This is a genomic window from Miltoncostaea oceani (genome assembly GCF_018141545.1).
GTDB lineage: Bacteria > Actinomycetota > Thermoleophilia > Miltoncostaeales > Miltoncostaeaceae > Miltoncostaea > Miltoncostaea oceani.
This window is the reverse complement of sequence record NZ_CP064356.1, coordinates 1,829,576-1,848,599: the sequence shown is the minus strand read 5'-3', so window position 1 is coordinate 1,848,599 and position 19,024 is coordinate 1,829,576. Positions and strand designations below refer to the sequence as shown.

Annotated in this window: 23 protein-coding genes; 13 read left to right on the top strand and 10 right to left on the bottom strand. The window is 76.7% G+C overall.

Annotated elements, in window-relative coordinates; genetic code table 11:
• The first annotated feature begins 14 nt into the window (after positions 1-14).
• The gene (locus tag IU369_RS09435; RefSeq protein ID WP_217920726.1) at positions 15-2,231 is read left to right on the top strand and encodes an amylo-alpha-1,6-glucosidase; all 2,217 of its coding nucleotides are present in this window, start codon (positions 15-17) and stop codon (positions 2,229-2,231) included.
• On the opposite strand, the gene IU369_RS09430 is transcribed toward IU369_RS09435, so the two are convergent.
• Entirely contained in the window at positions 2,181-3,299 is a 1,119-nt protein-coding gene (locus IU369_RS09430; RefSeq protein WP_217920725.1) for a glycosyltransferase, read from the bottom strand. The genes IU369_RS09435 and IU369_RS09430 overlap by 51 nt on opposite strands.
• 197 nt (positions 3,300-3,496) lie before the next feature.
• Between IU369_RS09430 and IU369_RS09425 the strand changes: the two genes are divergently transcribed.
• The gene (locus IU369_RS09425) at positions 3,497-4,969 is read left to right on the top strand and encodes a serine/threonine-protein kinase (protein WP_217920724.1); all 1,473 of its coding nucleotides are present in this window, start codon (positions 3,497-3,499) and stop codon (positions 4,967-4,969) included.
• Positions 4,970-4,982: 13 nt separating this feature from the next.
• Here the strand turns inward: IU369_RS09425 and IU369_RS09420 are convergent, their stop codons facing one another.
• Complete coding sequence (locus tag IU369_RS09420) at positions 4,983-5,363, bottom strand: pyridoxamine 5'-phosphate oxidase family protein (protein ID WP_217920723.1); 381 nt, start codon at positions 5,361-5,363, stop codon at positions 4,983-4,985.
• Between the two features lie 49 nt (positions 5,364-5,412).
• The gene (locus IU369_RS09415) at positions 5,413-6,447 is read right to left on the bottom strand and encodes a hypothetical protein (protein WP_217920722.1); all 1,035 of its coding nucleotides are present in this window, start codon (positions 6,445-6,447) and stop codon (positions 5,413-5,415) included.
• A gap of 65 nt (positions 6,448-6,512) precedes the next feature.
• On the opposite strand from IU369_RS09415, the gene IU369_RS09410 reads away from it, so the two are divergent.
• From IU369_RS09410 to IU369_RS09405, 3 genes are all read left to right on the top strand, one after another.
• Entirely contained in the window at positions 6,513-7,346 is an 834-nt protein-coding gene (locus IU369_RS09410) for an alpha/beta fold hydrolase (protein WP_217920721.1), read from the top strand.
• Positions 7,347-7,440: 94 nt separating this feature from the next.
• Complete coding sequence (locus tag IU369_RS23575; RefSeq protein ID WP_281426173.1) at positions 7,441-7,566, top strand: hypothetical protein; 126 nt, start codon at positions 7,441-7,443, stop codon at positions 7,564-7,566.
• 61 nt (positions 7,567-7,627) lie between these two features.
• Positions 7,628-7,918, top strand: coding sequence for a hypothetical protein (locus IU369_RS09405; RefSeq protein ID WP_217920720.1), 291 nt, complete (start codon positions 7,628-7,630; stop codon positions 7,916-7,918).
• A gap of 6 nt (positions 7,919-7,924) precedes the next feature.
• Here IU369_RS09405 and IU369_RS09400 read toward each other — a convergent pair whose 3' ends face one another.
• Positions 7,925-8,197 carry a hypothetical protein gene (locus IU369_RS09400; protein WP_217920719.1) on the bottom strand — a complete coding sequence of 91 codons (273 nt, stop codon included), beginning with the start codon at positions 8,195-8,197 and terminating at the stop codon, positions 7,925-7,927.
• Between the two features lie 150 nt (positions 8,198-8,347).
• Between IU369_RS09400 and IU369_RS09395 the strand changes: the two genes are divergently transcribed.
• Positions 8,348-8,782, top strand: a complete 435-nt coding sequence (locus tag IU369_RS09395) for a hypothetical protein (RefSeq protein ID WP_217924312.1) — start codon at positions 8,348-8,350, stop codon at positions 8,780-8,782.
• 16 nt (positions 8,783-8,798) lie between these two features.
• On the opposite strand, the gene IU369_RS09390 is transcribed toward IU369_RS09395, so the two are convergent.
• Complete coding sequence (locus IU369_RS09390; RefSeq protein ID WP_217924311.1) at positions 8,799-9,437, bottom strand: hypothetical protein; 639 nt, start codon at positions 9,435-9,437, stop codon at positions 8,799-8,801.
• Positions 9,438-9,529: 92 nt separating this feature from the next.
• On the opposite strand from IU369_RS09390, the gene IU369_RS09385 reads away from it, so the two are divergent.
• The 6 genes from IU369_RS09385 to IU369_RS09360 are packed head-to-tail and all read left to right on the top strand — an operon-like array spanning position 9,530 to position 13,324.
• Positions 9,530-10,603, top strand: coding sequence for a hypothetical protein (locus tag IU369_RS09385; protein WP_217924310.1), 1,074 nt, complete (start codon positions 9,530-9,532; stop codon positions 10,601-10,603).
• A 39-nt stretch (positions 10,604-10,642) separates the two neighbouring features.
• Complete coding sequence (locus tag IU369_RS09380; RefSeq protein WP_217924309.1) at positions 10,643-11,419, top strand: alpha/beta fold hydrolase; 777 nt, start codon at positions 10,643-10,645, stop codon at positions 11,417-11,419.
• Entirely contained in the window at positions 11,416-11,601 is a 186-nt protein-coding gene (locus IU369_RS09375) for a hypothetical protein (RefSeq protein ID WP_217924308.1), read from the top strand. The genes IU369_RS09380 and IU369_RS09375 overlap by 4 nt, the downstream gene beginning before the upstream one ends.
• On the top strand, positions 11,598-12,581 hold the full coding sequence (locus IU369_RS09370; RefSeq protein WP_217924307.1) for an NAD(P)H-quinone oxidoreductase: 984 nt from the start codon (positions 11,598-11,600) through the stop codon (positions 12,579-12,581). Before IU369_RS09375 ends, IU369_RS09370 begins: the two co-directional genes overlap by 4 nt.
• A 55-nt stretch (positions 12,582-12,636) precedes the next feature.
• Positions 12,637-12,783: a hypothetical protein gene (locus IU369_RS09365; RefSeq protein WP_217924306.1), complete on the top strand. Its 147-nt coding sequence runs from the start codon at positions 12,637-12,639 to the stop codon at positions 12,781-12,783.
• A gap of 25 nt (positions 12,784-12,808) precedes the next feature.
• On the top strand, positions 12,809-13,324 hold the full coding sequence (locus IU369_RS09360) for a hypothetical protein (RefSeq protein ID WP_217924305.1): 516 nt from the start codon (positions 12,809-12,811) through the stop codon (positions 13,322-13,324).
• Here IU369_RS09360 and rpoD read toward each other — a convergent pair.
• Both rpoD and dnaG read right to left on the bottom strand, forming a co-directional pair.
• Positions 13,321-14,394, bottom strand: a complete 1,074-nt coding sequence (rpoD, locus tag IU369_RS09355) for an RNA polymerase sigma factor RpoD (RefSeq protein ID WP_217924304.1) — start codon at positions 14,392-14,394, stop codon at positions 13,321-13,323. The two genes, IU369_RS09360 and rpoD, sit on opposite strands and share 4 nt — an antisense overlap.
• Entirely contained in the window at positions 14,391-16,112 is a 1,722-nt protein-coding gene (gene dnaG / locus IU369_RS09350) for a DNA primase (protein WP_217924303.1), read from the bottom strand. Before dnaG ends, rpoD begins: the two co-directional genes overlap by 4 nt.
• Before the next feature lie 99 nt (positions 16,113-16,211).
• On the opposite strand from dnaG, the gene msrA reads away from it, so the two are divergent.
• On the top strand, positions 16,212-16,868 hold the full coding sequence (gene msrA, locus IU369_RS09345) for a peptide-methionine (S)-S-oxide reductase MsrA (RefSeq protein WP_217924302.1): 657 nt from the start codon (positions 16,212-16,214) through the stop codon (positions 16,866-16,868).
• 81 nt (positions 16,869-16,949) lie between these two features.
• Here the strand turns inward: msrA and IU369_RS09340 are convergent, their stop codons facing one another.
• The 3 genes from IU369_RS09340 to IU369_RS09330 all read right to left on the bottom strand — a co-directional run bounded on the left by IU369_RS09340 (position 16,950) and on the right by IU369_RS09330 (position 19,023).
• Positions 16,950-17,225: a hypothetical protein gene (locus IU369_RS09340; RefSeq protein ID WP_217924301.1), complete on the bottom strand. Its 276-nt coding sequence runs from the start codon at positions 17,223-17,225 to the stop codon at positions 16,950-16,952.
• Positions 17,226-17,306: 81 nt separating this feature from the next.
• Positions 17,307-18,281 carry a deoxyguanosinetriphosphate triphosphohydrolase gene (locus IU369_RS09335; protein WP_217924300.1) on the bottom strand — a complete coding sequence of 325 codons (975 nt, stop codon included), beginning with the start codon at positions 18,279-18,281 and terminating at the stop codon, positions 17,307-17,309.
• A gap of 10 nt (positions 18,282-18,291) precedes the next feature.
• On the bottom strand, positions 18,292-19,023 hold the full coding sequence (locus tag IU369_RS09330; RefSeq protein WP_217924299.1) for a hypothetical protein: 732 nt from the start codon (positions 19,021-19,023) through the stop codon (positions 18,292-18,294).
• Position 19,024: the final 1 nt, after the last annotated feature.

Below are 19,024 nucleotides of genomic sequence, written 5' to 3'. Positions count from 1 at the left end.
CCGGGGGGTGACCGGTGACGGGTCCGGCGGAGCCGTGGACGGGCCCGGCCGCGGGCGGGGCGGTCTCCTCCGACCCCGTGACGCTCGTGAACGGGCTGAGCTTCGCGCTCTCGGACGCGTCGGGGGCCATGGGAGACGGGGCGTCGGGTCTCCTCGTGCGCGACACCCGCCACCTCAGCCGCCTCGAGACCCGGGTGTCGGGGCGGCGGCCGACGCACCTGGTGGCGGCGGTGTCCTCACCGACCACGGCCCGGTTCCACTCGTATTGCAACGTCGAGGGCCTCGGCCCCGACGCGCCCCTCGAGATCGAGCGCCGCCGCACCGTCTCGCCCGACGGGATGGACGAGAGCTTCGTGCTGCGGCTCTGGGGAGCGGGACGGGCACGCCTCGAGCTCATGATCGACGTCGACTGCGACTTCGCCGACATCTTCGAGGTCCGCCGCCTCCGCCTCGGCGGGGACCTCGCCCGGACGGCGCCGCCGCCGACTCCGGCCGAGGAGGGCCTGCGCTTCGCCGACCCTTCGCTGGCGCTCGAGACCCGGGTGCGGTTCGATCCGCCGCCCGACCGGCTCGACGCCGGCCGCGCGTCCTGGGACGTCGAGCTCACGGGCGGCGAGACCCGCACCGTCCGGCTGCGGGTCCGCGCGTCGGGGGGCCGGGACGAACTGGCGGAGGAGCCCGCCGGGTACCCCGCCCCCCCCGCGAGCGCCGGCGTCCGCAGCGATCCGCCCGCTTTCGGACGCGCGTGCCGACACGGCGCGGCCGACCGCGCGACGCTCGCCATCCCCGACGCCCTCGACCCGGGCCGCCGCCTGATCGCCGCCGGCATCCCCTGGTTCGTCGCCCTCTTCGGCCGCGACAGCCTCATCGCGGGTCACCAGGCGCGCGCCTTCGACCTGCACGGCCTGCGCGACACGCTCCACGGGTTGGCCGCCCGCCAGGGCGTGCGCGACGACCCCGAGAACGACGAACAGCCCGGGAAGATCCTCCACGAGGTGCGCCTCACCCGCCGCGACTGGCTCGGCAGCGGGACGGCGGGGGGCGAGCGCCCCTACTACGGCAGCGTCGACGCGACGCCCCTGTTCCTCATGATGCTGGGGGAGGCGCGGCGCTGGGGCCTCGACCGGGGGTCCGTGGAGCCGCTGCTGCCCGCGGCCCGGCGGGCGCTCGCGTGGATGCGGGGTCCCGGCGACCCGGACGGCGACGGCCTGCTCGAGTACGCGCCGCTCGGCGCCCGCTCCCTCGGCAACCAGGCGTGGAAGGACTCCGAGAACGCCGTCCAGTTCCCCGACGGGTCGCTCGCGGAGGGGCCGATCGCGATGGTGGAGGTCCAGGGCTACGCGTACCGCGCCCGCGTCGAGCTCGCCCGGACCCTGGCGTGGGTCGGCGACGACGCCGCCGCCTCCGACCTCCTCGACGAGGCCGCGCGCACCCGGGCGGCGATCCGGGAGCGGTACTGGGTCCCGGGCGAGGGCGGGACGCCCGGCTTCTTCGCGCTGGCCCTCGACGGCCGGAAGCGGCCGGTGCCGGCCGCCACGTCGAACATGGGGCACCTGCTGTGGTGCGACGTCCCCACGCCCGCCCAGGCGGCCCACGTCGCCGCGCACATCCGCGGCGCCGCGCTCAGCAGCGGGTGGGGGCTCCGCACGCTCTCGTCGGACATGGCGGGCTTCAACCCCATCTCCTACCACGCGGGGTCGGTTTGGCCCCACGACACGGCGATCGCCTGCGAGGGGCTGCGCCGCTACGGCCTCCACGGCGCTGCCGTGGACCTCGCGGGTGCTCTGATCGACGCCGCGACGGCGTTCGACGGGCGGCTGCCCGAGCTGTTCGGGGGCCACCGCCGCGAGCCCGGCGACGTGCCGATCCCGTACCCCAACGCCTGCCGCCCGCAGGCGTGGGCGGCGGGGGTCCCCCTCGCTCTCGCGACCACGCTCCTCGGGCTCGAGCCCGACATCCCCGACGGCCGGATCACCATCGACCCCGTCCTCCCGGCGAACCTACGCTCCCTCGAGGTGCACGGCATGACGTTCCCCGGCGGCGTCCTCTCGGTCGACGTGACCCACCGCGGACCGCGCCTCGCGTCGGTGCCGGCCGGTATCGCCGTCGAGCTGGCGGCGCGCCCCACCATGGGCCGCCGGACGACGGGCGACGACCTCCCGTGGCCGCCGCCGCGCCCGTCAGCGGCGGACGAGCCCGCGGGTGGTGTCGACGGCGTCGAGCGACCGTAGGGGCCGGGGACGGAGGGAGCGGTGGGCCGCGTGGCGGACGGCCGCGTGATGCACCGTGCCGATCGCCTCCTCGTAACGCCGGATGAAGGGCTCGACGGAGAACCTCACCTCGACGTGCGCCCGGCACCGGCGGCGGTCGATCCGGCCGAGGGACGCCGCGGCCTCCACGAGCCCGTCGACGTCGTCGCGGACGAAGCCCGTCTCACCGTCGAGCACCACCTCGGGGACGGCGCCGCGCCGGGTCGCGAGCACGGGCGTTCCGCACGCCATCGCCTCGATCATCACCATGCCGAACGGCTCCTCCCAGTCGATCGGGAAGACCAGCGCCGCGGCGCCGGCGAGCAGGGCGAACTTCTCGTCGCCGGTCAGCTCGCCGAGGTACCGGACCCGGTCGTCGTCGACGTGGGGCGCGACGACCCGGTCGAAGTACTCCATCTCCTCGTCCTCGCGGCACTTCGCCGCGATCAGGAGCGGCATGTCGAGGCGCCGGGCGATCTCGATCGCCGCGCCCGGCCCCTTCCCCGGGGCGATGCGGCCGAGGAAGACCAGGTGGTCACCCGGGACGTCCGAGAACGGCAGGGCGGACGGATCGAGGGCGTTGTGGCACACACCCGCGAACGCCAGGGCCGGGGCGCATCGGCGCTGCGCCTCGCTGATCGCGATGAAGCGCAGCTCCGGGGCCGCCGCGGCGAGGCCCTCGTACACCACCCGCTCCGATAGCCCGAGCGGGCAGTGGACGACGTGGAACGCGGCCGGGCCGGCATGTGCGGCCAGGTGGGCGCCGAACGGCCCGGAGTGGTCGATGACGACGTCGCAGCCCTCGAACTCCCCCATCGCGGGCAGGAGGTGCATGGCCTCCTCCCACGAGAGGCCGATCCGGGGCGGGAGCTCATCGGTCGTCTCGACGACCCTGACGCCGTCCACCTGCGAGCCGGGAGGGGCGACCAGCACCACCTCGTGCCCGGCGCGGGCGAGGCCGCCCGCGAGGAGCGCGACGACATGCTCGATGCCCCCGTAGGCGGGGGGCGGGATGGGTATCCACGCAGGGGCGATCAGGCCGATGCGCACGGCGGCGTCCTTCCTCTGGTCCGGTCCCGCCGACGCGATCGGCGGTAGCAACGGATACCCCCGTGGCGACGTGCGTAACCGGCGTTGGGGCTGCACGAACGCACCCGCCGCAGCCCCGGGGAGGTGTCCGGCGGCGCCCCGGAGGGCACGTCGACCGGGGCGGGTCACCGCGTCCTCCCCCACCCCGCCCCCCACACGTGACCTCCGAGCCACCCACCGACGACCGCCCCCGCGGCGTCCTGCCCGCCCGCTACCGGGACCCCGTCAGGATCGGGACCGGTGGGATGGGCGCCGTCTACCGCGCCCACGACGACCGCCTCGGGCGGACCGTGGCCGTGAAGGTCCAGACCGCCGACGGCGCCGCCGACGAGGTCTTCCGCGCCCGCTTCCGCCGCGAGGCCATGTCGGCCGCCCGCATCCACCACCCCCACGTCGCGACCATCTACGACGTCGGTGAGCACGACGGCGCCCCCTACCTCGTCATGGAGTACGTCCCCGGCGGCAACCTCGAGGAGCGCCTCGCGCACGGCCGGCCCACGCCGGCCCAGGCGGTCGACTGGGTCGCCCAGGCCGCGGAGGCCCTCGACGCCGCCCACGCCGCGGGGGTCGTCCACCGCGACGTCAAGCCGGCGAACCTGCTCCTCGACGAGCACGGCGCCATCCGGATCGCCGACTTCGGCATCGCCCGCCTCCTCGAGGACGCCGGGGCGGGCCTGACGGCCACCGGCACCGTCCTCGGCAGCTCGGGCTACACCTCCCCCGAGCAGGCGCAGGGGCAGCCCGTCACGGCGGTCAGCGACGTCTACTCCCTCGCCGCCGTCGCGTTCGAGCTGCTCACCGGGGAGCGCCCCTACGCGGGGCGCACCGGCATCGCGGAGCTCACCGCCCACGTCGGCGAGCCCGTCCCGCTCGCGACGGCGCGCCGCCCCGACCTGCCCGCCGCCGTCGACGCCGTCCTCGCCCGGGGCCTCGCCAAGGACCCCGCCGATCGGTACCCGCGGGCCCGGTCGTTCGCGGCGGCCCTGCGGGACGCCGCGGCGTCCGACGGGGCCACCGCCGTCCAGCCCCTCCTCGGCGCCGGGATCGAGGAGGGCCGCCGGCGGCGCCGGTCCCGGGGACTCGCCGGCACCGCCGTCGCCCTCGTCCTCATCGCCGGCGCGACCGCCGCGGGCGTCATGGTCGCCGGCGGTGGCGACGACGGGGACGCGGACGCCCTCGTCACCCGCACCACGACCCGCACCGTCACGGGCGCCGCCCCCGCCGAACCCCCCCGCACCGTCGTCGAGACCGTGACCCGCGAGGTCCCCGCCGCCCCCGCCCCCGCCCCCGAGCCGGAGCCCGACCCCGGGCCCGCCGCCCCCGCCGACGGCGGGGCGGTGCCGACGGCCGACGAGGCCGTCGCCCTCACCGACCGGTCGACGGCGGCCCTCGAGGACGGCGACAGCGCGGCGGGCCTCGCCCTCGCCGAGGAGGCCCTCCGCGCCCTCGCCGGCACCGGCGCGCCCTACGAGGGGAACGCCCGCTACAACACCGGCCGCGCGCTCATCGACCTCGGCCGCTGCGACGAGGCCGTCGCCCACCTCGAGCGGTCCGTCGCCGTCGGGGGCAGCGCCTGGCAGCTCGGCGTGCGCCGCGACGCCCTGCAGGAGGCCCGCACCTGCGCCGCCTGAGGTGCGGGCGGCCTCAGACCCGGGCCAGCGCCTCCAGGGCGGCGAGCACCCCGGCGTGACGGTCGGCCGCGTCGTCGGCCGTCCACCGCCAGCGGATCCCGGCGTCGACCTCCGTCGCCGGGCCACGCGCGTCCCAGGCGTGCCGCACGTCGACCGCGAACGCGACCATCGCGTCGGCGCCGGGCAGCGGATCGGCGGCGACGCGGGCGTCGCCCTCGACGCACACCGAGAAGCCCGGCCCGTTCAGCGAGAGCGCGACCCGCGGGTCGTCGCGCAGCCGGTCCACCGACGCCCGGCGGCGCGCCAGCGCCAGGAGCACGCACCCCGCGTCGCGCCGCCAGATCGCGCTGACGGGGATCGCCACCGGCCCCCCGGCCCCGACGGTGGCGAGCACCGCCACCAGGCCCGGCGGCAGGTCCGGGATCGGGACCGCGGCGATCGCCCTACGACCCCGGGCGGGCGGGGGCGACGCAGAAGTTGCTGAGGCCGAGCGGCTTCGCCGTGAACCCGGACCGGCCGTACGGCCACACCCGCCACACGTAGCACGCGCCCCGCGCGAGGGCCGCCGTCCGCATCCGTCGCACCTTCGGGAAGCTCGAGCTCACCTTCCGCAGCCGCGGGCCGCCGGACGCGGTCGTCTGCGCCGGGTAGACCCGGAAGACCTGGACGTTGTAGAGCCGGGTGCCTCTCGGGCCGCGGGCCCACGACAGCACCGGCCGGCGGGTCGACAGCCGCGACGCGCGGCGCGGCGCGAGGCGCCCCGCGTTCGTCGACGGCAGGCGGGGGGTCGCGGTCGTCGTGCCCGTCGGCGGCGCCACCGGCACCACCGGCGGGGTGAACGCGGGGACCTCGGACGCCCGCACCGAGAGCGGCGCCGTCGCCTCGGGCCCCGCGTTGCCCGCCGCGTCCGTCTGCACGAGGACGACGACGTAGGAGCCCGGCTCGAGGGGGACGACCCGCGCCGACGTCGCCGTCGTCTCGACGGGCCCCTGCACCGGCGCGCCGGAGGCGGTCCGCACCCGCAGCGTGTACCGGGCCCCCGCCTCCCCGGCGGACCACGACACGGGGACCTCCGTGCCGGCGGGCGCGCTCGCCGGCACCGTCAGCGCGACGGCGGCAGGAGGGGTCCGGTCGATCACGAACGTGCGCGTCGTGCTCTCGGGCAACCCGAGGCCCCGCGGCCGCTGCGTCACGGTCAGCGACGCCGGGCCCTCCGCGAAGGGGGTCGTCAGCGTGATCGTGAACGGGACGGTGTCGGAGTCGCCCTCCTGCCCGTTCGTCGCCGACCAGCGGAAGCGGGCGCGCGCGACCACGGGCGTGCCCGCGGTCACCGTGTACGTCGGGGCGGTGCTCCACCGGTCGCCGTCGGCCCCCGAGACGACCGGGGGCGCCGCCGCGGCCGGGGCCGCCAGCACGAGGCCGGCCACCAGCGCGAGCGCGAGCAGGAGGCACCGGGGGCGGGGGCGGCGGGACGGCATGGGGTCATCCTAGGCCCGGCCCCCCGTGCCGGGTCCACCCACCGGGGCACGCGTACCCTGCCGGGGTGGTCACGCCCTTCACACCCGCCCACCGGGGCGGCGCCGGCACCCCCCTGGTGCTGCTGCACGGGTTCACCGACACGTGGCGCACCTGGGAGCTGGTGCTGCCCGCCCTCGAGCGGCACCACGACGTCCTCGCCCCGACCCTCGCCGGGCACGCCGGGGGACCGCCCCTGCCGGACCGGGTGACCGGCGCCACGCTCGCGGACGCCGTCGAGCGGGCGATGGACGCCGCCGGCATGGACCGCGCCCACATCGCCGGCAACTCCCTCGGCGGGTACGTCGCCCTGCAGCTCGCCGCGCGGGGGCGTGCCACGTCGGTCGTCGCCCTCGCCCCCGCCGGCGGGTGGGACCCCGGGGCTCCCTGGGTCGCGGGGATGCTCGACGGGTTCACCGCGACGCAGGAGGCGCTGCGACACGCCGCCCCCCGCGCCGGCGACCTCGTCGCGACGCCGGAGGGCCGGCGGCGCGCGACGGCGGCCACCACCGTGGCGTACGCCCACATCCCCGCCGAGCTGCTCGCCCACCAGATCCTCGGCGTCGTCGCGTGCACCGGCCTCGCGCCGCTCCTCGACGTCGCCCGGCGGGAGGGGTACCGCGTCGATGCGGCCGCCATCACGTGCCCCGTGCGGATCGTGTGGGGGACCGAGGACGCCCTCCTCCCCTGGCCGGGCGCGGCGGAGCGGATGCGCCGCGACTGGCTCCCCCACGCCGACTGGGTCGTCATGGACGGCGTCGGCCACTGCCCCCAGCTCGACGTCCCCGTCGAGGCCGCGGCCCTGATCCTGGGCGGGACCACGGACCCGCCGCGCGGTCACCCCCCGCGCGGACGGCCGTGATCTGGCCGCGGGAGGGGTGTGCGGGCGTCCGGCGGGGGCAATAGTCTCGTCGACACGGACCGTCGAGGCCCGCACCGCCGAAGGGGGATCCACCATGGACCGCGAGCACTACTGCACCGAGTGCGGGGACCTGCGGGACGCCCCCGGCATCTGCCCGGCCTGCGTGACCTTCGAGCTGGTGGACCTCACCGAACGCGAGGCGCGCGCCGCCGACGCCTGACCACGTCGCGGGGGCGCCGGGGACCCTGGCCTCCGGCGGGGGGTCCGGTCTAGCATCCCCCATGGCCTTCGTGCTCCGCGGGGACTACAAGGGTGTGCCCGCCACCCTCAGCTGGCTCGAGCCGGGGCGGATCGACTCCCGCCCGAGCGCCCTCGGCATGGCCGCACTCGACCTCGTGCGCGAGGGGGCGATCATCCAGGACGGCCGCGACGGACCCGACGTCCTCGCCGACGTCCTCGAGCCGCGCGCCGCGTTCGTGACCCTCCGCGCCGTCTTCGACCGCCCCGACCAGGTGGAGATCGAGGGCGACGTCCCCGGGCTGACGGCGCCCCCCGCGGACCCGCTGGGCTGACCGCCGTCACTCGGCCCGCCGGTACCAGACGCGGCCGGCGTCATCGACGCGGACGGTGACCTGCCGCCGGCGCTGCAGGATCCGGAGGGCGCGCTCGATCGTGGGCCCCGTCGCGCGGACGCCGTAGTGCCGCTCGAGGTCCGCGGCGAGGTGGTTCGCGGCCGACCAGCCCGACCTCCCCGGCGCACGGCGTCCCGCCATGCATCGCGCGAGCACGTCGATGACGCGCCCCGGCTGGCTCAGGCTGACCATCGTCTCCGGTGCCGCGGTCCCCGTCATGTCCCCGTCCCCCGTCGATGTGCCCACAGGGACCCATCGACGCCGCCCGCCCCGGCGCGACGGCGTGTGGCCATCTCTCTACGCGGGGTGTGACGACACGGGCGCCGGCGGCGGAGACGGTCGACGGGGTCGACGACACGGGGGTGGGCGATGCGGACGAGGACGGCGCTGGCGGTGGCGGTGGCGGCGGGTGCCCTGGCCCTCGCCGGATGCGGCGACGACGGCGACGGGGCCGCCACCCCGTCGGCGGCGGCGCCCCCGCCCCCGGCCGCGGGCGTCATGCTCGCCGACGCCGGGCTGAGCGTCGCGGAGGCCCGCGCGGCGGAGGGGGGCGTGCTGCTCGCGGTGCGCGCCCACGTCGTCGTGGACGACGGCGGCGCCGCCCGCCTCTGCGACGCCGTCGCCGAGTCGTGGCCGCCGTCGTGCGCCGGGGCCTCCATGGTCGTGACCGGGCTGCCGCCGGAGCTCGTCGCCGGCCTCCGCGCCGACGGCGGGCGGCGCTGGTCGGACGGGCCGGTGCAGCTCCTGGGGCGCGTCCGCGACGGCGCCTTCGTCAACGACCCCATGGCCCTCGCGGCGGGCTGAGCGCCCGCCGGACCCGTCAGCGGCGGCGGGGCCGCGCCTCCGCGGCGTACCGCGTCAGGTCCAGCACGAACAGCCACGCCAGCCGGGTCATGCCGTCACGGGACCGCGACACCGCGACGTTCACGGCGACGGCCGTCCCGTCGGGCGGCGTCTCCAGGCCGACGGCGCGGGCGAACTGGTCGGGCCCGAGCTCCTCGAGGGGCGCCGACAGGCTCGCGACGTGGAGCGGCGTGACGAACACCCGCTTCTTCTCGCTGTAGTACGACAGGCCGAACCGGGTCACGAGCGTCGCGAGTGCGCGCGCCGGGTCGCGGGCCAGCTCGGCCGCGTGCTCGGGGGAGTCGGCCGGGACGCGGAAGCCCGCGTCGACGACGATGCGGTCCGCCAGCCGGGTGACGCTGGTCGCGAGGGCGACCCACGGCCCGCCGTCCGGCCCGCTGCGGGTCCACACGTGGAGGTCGGCGACGGCCTGGTGGTACGTCGCGGAGGCGTCGGGGCGCTCCACCGTGTCGTGGGCGTGGGACTGCCGGAGCACGTCGTGGGTCATCGACGTGTAGCGGGGCGCCGGGACGCGGACGTACGGACCGGCGGGGGCGTCCGGGCTGCGGACGGCCTCGAGGGCCTCCACGATCTCGTCGACGGTCTGCCGGGCCACGGCGGCGGATCCTAGACCACCGGGGGCGCCGCCGGATGGCCCGCGGCGACCCCCGATTGGGCGCGCGGGCCGCGCGGCGCTAAGGTCGCGGGATGACGGGCGCCCGCAGGCCGAGCCGGTTGTGGGCCGCCGCCTGCGTTCTGACGGGCGGCGCCCTCGTGCTGCCCGCCGTCGCGACGGGCGCCCCCGCCGTCTCGGGCACCGACGGCGACGCCTGGAACACGGCCCCGAGCTACGTCGTCACGCCGGACGCGGATGCGTCAAGCGTGACGTGGGCGGCCACGAACGGCGAGTTCGCGACCGTCCGCAACCCCGAGGGCCCGTTCACCGTCACCCTCCAGAAGGAGTTCAGCGAGGGCGACCACGTCTTCACCGTCGTCCAGGGGCGCGGCGGCAACGCGGAGTCCGTGACCCGCCGGTTCACCATCGACCGCACCGCCCCCGGCGTGGTGCGCGTGCTCGGACCGCCCGCCGTCTCGTCGGAGACGCCGTTCGGGGTGTCGTGGACCGGGCAGGAGACGGGCGCACGGTTCGCCTGGAGCGTCACCGGCGGCGTCGACCCCGCCGCGGGGATCGTGCGGGCACCCGTCGAGACGACCGACACGCGCGCCGACATCGCCGGACTGCCCGCCGGCGGGTTCGCGGTCCGCGTCGTCCAGATCGACCGGGCCGGCAACGCCGGCCCCGCCGCCCTCTTCCCCGTCACCGTCATCCCCGCACCGGTGCCGACGCCGACGGCGACGCCCGCCACGACGCGCACCCCCGTCACCCCGGCGACCACCCCCGCCGCCACGCCGCGCGCCCCCGCCGTGACGACCCTCGCCCTCCCCTCGCTGCGCACCACCAAGCTGCGGCCCCGCAAGGCGGCCGTCGTGAAGGACCGGCGCCCCATGCTGAGCTGGACCCGGGGACCCGCGGGCACCACCGTCTACAACGTCCAGATCTTCCGTGTCGGCACCCCCCGCGCCGGCGCGACCTCCGACGCCGTGCCGCTGCGCAAGGTGCGCTCGGTCTTCCCCCGCGCCCAGCGCCTGCGCACCCCGGTGCTGGCCCGCGGCGCCTGCTACGTGTGGCGCGTCTGGCCGTTCCGCGGCCGCACCTTCACGAAGGCCCCGCTCGGGATCAGCAACTTCTGCGTCGCGAAGAACGCCCGCATCCGCCGCTGAGCCGGGCTCCCGGCCGCGCCGGGTGAGAGGATGCGCCCCGTGAGCGCGCTGCACGTCCACGCGTGGGGACCCGACGGGGCCCCGCCCGTCCTGGTTGCGCACGGCGTGACGAACACCGGCGCGCGGTACCGCCGGCTGGCGCAGGAGCACCTCGCCGACCTGCGGGTCCTCGCGCCGGACCTGCGGGGCCACGCCCGGTCGACGTGGGACCCGCCGTGGAGCCTCGAGCGGCACGTCGCCGACCTCGTCGACACGCTCGACGCCGCCGGCATCGACGCGGCGACGGTCGTCGGCCACTCCTTCGGCGGCGTGATCGCCCTGCACCTCGCCGCCACGGCGCCCGCGCGCGTCGCGGGGCTCGTGCTCCTCGACCCCGCCGGCGCGCTCGACCCGGCCCGGGCGGCGCGCGAGGCCGAGGACGCCCGGCGCGACGAGGGCTGGGCGACGCGGGAGGAGGCCCGGGAGGCGCGCGCGGCCCTGCGGCCGCCGCACAGCCGCGACACCGTCGACGAGGACCTCGACGACTTCCTGGTCGAGGGTCCCGACGGCCGCGTCCGCTTCGCGTTCAGCCGCCCCGCGTCGGTGACGGCGTGGAGCGAGATGGCGCGTCCCGCCCCGTCCCTCGCCGGGTACCCGGGCCGGGTCGCGCTGGCCGTCGCCGGCCGCGCCGACTACGTGAGCGACGCCCTGCGGGAGGCGCTGCGACGCGACCTGGGCGACCGCCTCGAGGTCACGACCATCGACGCCGGACACGCGCTCTTCTGGGACGCCCCCGACGCCTGCGCCGGCCTCATCCGCGCCGCGGTGCCGCGGTGAGCGACGCGCGGTCGGTGCGGCGGATGGCCTGGGTCTCCTACGGGGCCGGCATCGGCCTCGCGCTCGGCACCGTCGTGGGCCTCGCCGTGGAGTCGGAGCTCGCCGTCGCCGCCGGGGCCGCCGTCGGCGCCGTGGCGGGCGTGGTGCTCGGCCGGATGCGCGAACGGAGGACGGGGCGATGAGGGCGATCGTGCTCGACGGCGCCGGCGGGCCGGAGGTCATGCGGCTCGGGGAGGCCCCCGACCCGCGGGCCGGCGAGGGCGAGGTGGTGCTGGAGGTCGCCGCCACCGCCGTCAACCGGGCCGACCTGATGCAGCGCGAGGGCCACTACCCGCCCCCGCCGGGGGCGAGCGAGATCCTCGGGCTCGAGGCGTCCGGCACCGTCACGGAGGTCGGTCCGGGGGTCACGGGGTGGGCGCCCGGCGACCGCGCGATGGCCCTCCTGGGCGGCGGGGGCTACGCCGAGCAGGTCGCGGTGCCGGCGGGCCAGCTCATGCCGGTCCCCGCGGGCATGGACCTCGTGGACGCCGCCGCCGTCCCCGAGGTGTTCCTCACCGCGTGGCAGTCGCTGCGCCGCCTCACCGGCCTCGCCGAGGGGGAGGTCCTGCTGGTGCACGCCGCCGCCAGCGGCGTCGGGACCGCCGCCCTGCAGGTCGCCCACGAGCTCGGCGCCCGCCGCATCGGGACCGTCCGGTCCGCCGCGAAGGCCGACGCCGTCGTCGCGCTCGGGGGGGAGCCGGTCGTCGCCGGGGACGGCCGCTTCGCCGACGCCGTCCTCGCCGCGACCGCCGGCCACGGCGCCGACGTCGTGCTCGACCTGGTCGGGGCCTCCTACTGGGACGAGAACGTCCGGGCGCTCGCGCGGCTCGGGCGCATCTCGCTCGTCGGCCTCGTCGGCGGCCGCGTCGCGCAGGTCGACCTGTCGGCGCTGCTCTCCAAGCAGGCCACCGTGTACGGGAGCACCGTCCGCGCCCGGACGCCGCGCGAGAAGGCCGACCTCGCCGCCGACTTCGCGGCGTGGGGGGTCCCCCGCCTCGCCGACGGGCGGCTACGCCCCGTCGTCCACGCCGTCCTCCCGCTGGAGCGCGCCGCCGAGGCCCACCGCATGGTCGGCGACGACGCGAACGTCGGGAAGGTGCTCCTGAGGGTCTCGGGGGGCTGACGGTCATGCGATACGGTTGGCATCCGCTCGTCGAACCGCCCGGAACGGAGACCACATGAAGAAGCTCCTCCTGTTGCTCGCCCTCGGTGGACTCGCCTACTGGCTGGTCAAGGACCGGCTCGGCGGCGAACCGGACGAGTTCGTCTTCACCGAGGCCCCGCCCGCCGGCGAGGCCGAGGTCGCGCCCCCGCCCACCGTCTAGCGACACCCCGCGCGCACGGCTCCGAGTGGGTCTCCGCCTCACCGACGCCCACTCGGAGCTGATCGGCGCGCTCGAGCCGGGCCTGCGCCAGGCGGCCGACGCCCTCGGCATCGCCCTCCGTCCCCAGCTCACGACCCTCGCGCCGGCCCTCACCCGGCCCCGCGACGGCGACGACCCCGCCGCCGACGCCGTGCTCACCGCCCTCGACCTCGACCACGAGGGAGCCCCCGACGCCCTGTCGCTGGCCGCCTGCATCGCGGCGCACCGCGCCTACGTGTCGTCGCGGGGCCGGGCGGAGGGCGTCAGCGCCGGGGCCCTCGCCCTGGCGCGCCTCCTGATCTGGGCGCAGCGCGCCGCCATGCTCGGCCCCGCCCCCCGGATCGCGTGGATCGGCCCCGCCCCCCGCCGCCCCGAGGGGACCGGCGACGCCCTCGCCCTCGCGGCGCGCTGCACCATCACGATGGGTGGCGCCACCCGCCGCGCCGAGGCCGTCGCCCTGATCGCCCGGCCGGACGGGCCGGACGCCGCGACCGGGGACTAGTCCAGGAACTCCCGGAGGCGCTGGGTGTCGCGGTAGGCCTGGAGCTTCGTGAGGGTCTTCGCCTCGATCTGGCGGATGCGCTCGCGGGTGACGCCGAACCGCTGCCCGACCTCCTCCAGCGTGCGCGGCTCCTCGCCCCGCAGGCCGAAGCGCAGCTCCAGCACCTTGCGCTCCCGGTGGGTGAGCTGGCCGAGGATGCCCTCGAGCTCCTCGCTGCGCAGCGTCAGGGCGACGGCGTCGGCGGGGCTCTGGATGGCGGAGTCCTCGATCAGGTCGCCGAGCTCGGAGTCCTCGTCCTCGCCCACGGGCGTCTCCAGCGACACCGGCTCCTGGGCGACCTTCTGGATCTCCCGGACCCGCTCCGGCGTGACCTCCAGCTCGCGGGCGACCTCCTCCGTCGTCGGCTCGCGGCCGAGGTCCTGGAGGAGCTGGCGCTGCACGCGGGAGAGGCGGTTGATCGTCTCCACCATGTGCACCGGCACCCGGATGGTGCGTGCCTGGTCGGCGATGGCGCGGGTGATCGCCTGGCGGATCCACCACGTCGCGTACGTCGAGAACTTGTAGCCCTTGCGGTAGTCGAACTTCTCGACCGCGCGGATCAGGCCGAGGTTGCCCTCCTGGATCAGGTCGAGGAACGCCAGCCCGCGGCCGACGTAGCGCTTCGCGACCGACACCACGAGCCGCAGGTTCGCCTCGATGAGCGTCGCCTTGGCCGCCATGTCGCGGCGCTCGATCCGCTTCGCGAGCGAGACCTCCTGGGCCGCCGTCAGCAGCGGCACCCGGCCGATCTCGCGGAGGTACATCCGGACGGGGTCGCTCGAGTTCGCCTTGACGCTGAGGTCGAGGCGCGGGGCGACGCCGGCGGGTCCGGCGGGCTCGACCCCCTCCCCCAGCACCTCGATGTTCATCTCGGCGAGGACCTGCAGCAGACGCTCCTGCTGCTCCTCGGAGAGGTCGGCCGCCTCGACCACGTCGGCGATGCGGCTCAGGGGCACGGCGCCGAGCTCCCGCCCCTCGTCGATCAGCTCCCGGACCTCCTCCAGCCCGGTGATCGACACGCCCGTGCTCATCGCTCCGCCCGGAGGGCGGCGCGTACCCTCCGGGTGAGGTCCAGCGCCTGGAGCATCCCCGCCTCGTCACCGGCGCTCCTCAGCTCGGCGACCCGGCGCTCCAGCATCGGCAGCTCCACCCGGTAGGCGGCCTCCCGCAGCTCCGCCTCGGAGGGCGCGGCCTCCGACAGCTCGAGGCGCAGGGCGAGGGCGATCTCCTGCAGGTCGTCGGGCCACCCGTCGATGTCGACGTCGCCGGCGCGGATCAGGCCGAACGCGCGACGGTGCCCCTCGACCTGGAACGCCTCCACGGGCATCCCCTCGACGTAGCGGGCGGCGGGCCCGGGCAGGGCGACGGCCATCGCCAGGAAGCGGCGCTCGCGGATCTCCGCGGGGGACGTCGTCCGGCGGGGCAGGACGGTGTCGACCGGGGCCTCCCGCCGGGACGACCGACGGAGCCGCTCCTCCAAGCCCTGGGACAACTGAAGCAGGCCAGCAGTCACGCGAACCCCCTCGTCCTTCTCCACCGAGTCGGGGAACCGCCGCAGGAGCTCGGCGATGGCCTCGAGGGCCGATTCCTTCTCCCGGAGGGAGCTTCCCGCTCGGGAGATTCGTGAGCGGATCAGGGAAGTTACCAGAGGTTCGGAGCCCTCGACGGCCCGGGCCAGTGCCTCCAGACCGGCCGGATCGCCCGCCAGGTCGCCCGGATCCCGTCCCTTCGGCAGTTGCACCGCCGACCACGACAGGTTCACGTCGGCCCCGGCCTCGACGCTCCGCCAGGCCGCCTGCTCCCCCGCGGCGTCCGCGTCGAAGCAGAGCTTGACCTCCGGCGCCCACCGTCGGAGGAGGCGGATCTGGTCGGTCGTCAGCGACGTGCCCATGCAGGCGACCGCCGCGTCGATGCCGGCGGCGGCGAGGCCCATCACGTCGGTGTAGCCCTCCACCACCACAAAGTAGCCCGCGCGCGTGGCGGCCACGCGCGCCGCGGCGAGGTTGAACAGGAGGGTGCGCTTGCTGAACTGGGGCCCCTCGGGGGAGTTGACGTACTTCGCGCGCTCCGCCGGGTCGAGGGTCCGCCCGCCGAAGCCCTGGACCCTCCCCTGGCTGTCCCCGATCGGGAACATGATCCGCGACTGGAAGAAGTCGGCGACCTGGCCCCCGCGGCGCCGGGCGAGGCCCGCGTCGACCAGCTCGTCGCGGGTGAAGCCCTCCTTCTGGGCGCGCCCCGCCAGCACCGCGCCGCCCCCCGGGGCGTACCCGACGCCGAGTCGGCGGACGAGGTCCTCCGCGAACCCGCGCCCGGCGAGGTACTCGCGCGCCGGGGCCGCCTCGTCGGCACGCCACAGGTACTCGGCGTAGAAGGCCGCCGCCCGGCCCAGCAGCGTCCGCCGCCGGTCGGTGGCCTTGCGCCGCGCGGCGTCCTGGGGGCTCTCCTCCTCGAAGGAGATGGGGATGCCGAAGCGCTCCGCGAGCTGCTGGATCGCCTCGCCGAACGTCGCGGCGCCCTCCTGCTCGCGCATCCACGTGATGGCGTCGCCCGTGACGCCGCAGCCGTGGCAGTAGTAGCGCCGGAAGTCGGGCGGCAGCAGGCTGAACGACGGGGACCGCTCCTCGTGGAACGGACACCTCCCCCACCACCGGCCCCCGCGGCGGGCGAGCTCGACCCGCCCGCGCACGAGCTCGACGAGGTCGGCGCCCTGGCGCACGGCCTCGACGCTCTGGGGCGCGATCAGCGGCATGGGATGGGTCGGGTCGCGGACAGACCCGACAGGATACGGGGCGCGGCACGCACACCCGTCCTATGCTCGGACACGGGTCTCGAACAGGGAGGAACGTCGATGGGTCTCTTCTCACGCATGAAGGCGCAGATGGTGGCGCCCGAGGACGCCCTGCCCGGCCGCGACCAGGAGATGCCCGTCACCGCGCGGCACTTCGTGCTGGGCACGCCGATCACGCCCCCGTTCCCGGAGACGACCGAGCTCGCGCTCGTCGGCCTCGGCTGCTTCTGGGGCGCCGAGCGGGTCTTCTGGACGCTCGACGGCGTCTACACCACCGCCGTGGGGTACGCCGGCGGCTACACCCCGAACCCGACGTACGAGGAGGTCTGCTCCGCGCGGACCGGCCACAACGAGGTCGTGCGGGTCGTCTTCGACCCCGCCGTCATCTCCTACGAGGAGATCCTGAAGGCCTTCTGGGAGAACCACGACCCCACCCAGGGGATGCGGCAGGGCAACGACGTCGGCACCCAGTACCGCTCCGGGATCTACGTGTACTCCCCGCAGCAGCGGGCCGTGGCGGAGGCCACCCGCGACGCCTACGAGCAGCGCCTCGCCGACGCCGGGCTCGGGGCCATCACGACCGAGATCCTCGACGCGCCGGACTTCTACTACGCCGAGGACTACCACCAGCAGTACCTCGCGAAGGTGCCGAACGGCTACTGCGGCCTGGGCGGCACCGGCGTCACCTGCCCGGTGGGGGTCGTCACCGCCGACTGACCGCGCGTCGGCCGGCCCGGCCGCCGGTCGTCGTCCTCCCGCGACCCGGCGCACCGGGTCGCGGGAGGCGTCGCGCCCGCCTCAGGCGGGCGGCCCCGGCAGGTCCGGGCCCGCCCCGGGGTCGGGCACGGTCGGGGCGCCGGGCTCGTCCGGGCCCCCGCCGTCCCTGACGGCCTCGACCGCCGCCTTCGCCTTGTCCTGGATGGACCCGTCGCCCGTCGCGATGTCCTTCACCTCGCGGGCGTCCTCGGCGACGCGGGATCCGACGTCCTTCGCCTTCTCCGTCACGTCGCCGGCCAGCTCCCTGCCCTTCCCGGCCAGGTCCTTCGCCGTGTTCACCAGGTCGTCGATCCCCATTCGGGCCTCCTCGCGGGTCGGTGTCGATGCCCCTCGGGGGAGATCGTCCCCGCCGCGGCGCCGGAGCAACCATGCGGGACGCTAGAGGGGGCCCTCCTGGGGCTCGAACGCCTCGCGGTACCGGCGCAGGGCGTACCGGTCGGTCATGCCGGCGACGAAGTCGGTCACGCGGCGCACCGGGTCGGCCTCGGCGGCGGGCGGGAGGGCCTCGGGGTGCTCCAGGTACCACGTGAAGAGGGCGCGGACGACGCCCCGCGCGCGGTCGGCCTCGTCCCGCGCCGGGGACGCGAGGTAGACGTTCTGGAACATGAACCTCCGCAGGCGCAGGAACGCCTGGCCGATCTCGGCGGACTGCCGGATCTCGTCGGAGTCGCGGCTCGCGTCGACACAGTCCGCGACGAGCGTGGTGAGCCGCTCCGACGTCGTCGACCCGAGCACGGCGACCTCGTCGGCCGGCAGGTCGCCGGGCGCGAGGATCCCGGCGCGGAGGGCGTCCTCGATGTCGTGGTTCACGTACGCGATCCGGTCGAGCAGCCGCACGATCTGGCCCTCGAGCGTCGCGGGACGGCCGGAGCCGGTGTGGTGGAGGATCCCGTCGCGGACCGCGTCGGTCAGGTTCAGCCCGCCCCCGCCGCGCTCCAGGACGTCGACGACCCGCAGGCTCTGGACGTTGTGCTCGAAGCGCAGGCCGTGCTGCTCCTGCAGGATCGCGTCGAGGGCCGCCTCCCCCGCGTGGCCGAACGGCGCGTGCCCGAGGTCGTGGCCCATCGCGATCGCCTCCACGAGGTCCTCGTTCAGCGCGAGGGCCCGGGCGACGGTGCGGGCGACGGCCGACACCTCGAGGGTGTGCGTCAGGCGCGTGCGGTAGTGGTCGCCGGCGGGGGCGACGAAGACCTGCGTCTTGTGCTTCAGCCGCCGGAACGAGGTGGTGTGGAGGATCCGGTCGCGGTCCCGCTGGAACGCGGTGCGAAGCGGGTCCGGCTCCTCCGGCCGGGCACGCCCGGCGAGGTCCGCGCGCGCGGCGCGGGGCCCGAGCGGCGGCTCGCGGGCGATCACGGCCGCCGTCTCACCGCCCGCCGAGCGGGATCGGGAACACCCACGGACCCGAGGTCTGGCGGGCGCCCTCGCCGTCCCCCCAGATCGTCCCGACGGTGACCGTGAGCCGCTGCACCGCCTGCGGGACCGCCGGCGCCAGGAGCAGGGCGCCCTCGAGGCGCCCGCCCTCGGGGCTCCCCTCGACGCACGCGGTCCGGTACCGACGCCCGGCGTCGTCGACCGCGAGGACGTCGAGCATGCACACCTCGGAGCGGCGCCGGCCGTCGGCGGCGTGGCAGATGTAGCGGATGCGCGCGCCCCCGTCGTGGCGCTCCAGGGCGACCAGCGCGACGTCGAGACCGCCCGCCGACTGGATCTGGTTGACGGGCACCACCTCGCGGAGCGTCGACGGCACCAGCGCGAGGGCGTCCGGGAACGGCTCCGGCACCTCCCCCCAGACGTCGGTCCCCTCGGGCGGGTCAGCGCCCGGCGCCGGCATCGTGCCCGGCGAGCGGTGCTTCCAGATCTCCGGGCTCTCCCGGAACAGCTCCACCAGGGCGCGGTGGGAGAACGCCCGGCCGTCGTCGGGGACGTAGACGCCGCGGGACTCCCCCGGCCCCCGGGTCAGCGCGAAGTAGGCGGCGGCGGGACCCCCCGGGGTCGCCCGGTCCGCGAAGTGCATCCGCGAGACCCGCCACCCCTCGACGATCATCGCCAGCAGGTCGCCGAGGCCGGCGAGCTCGTACCGCGCGTCCTCGGCCACC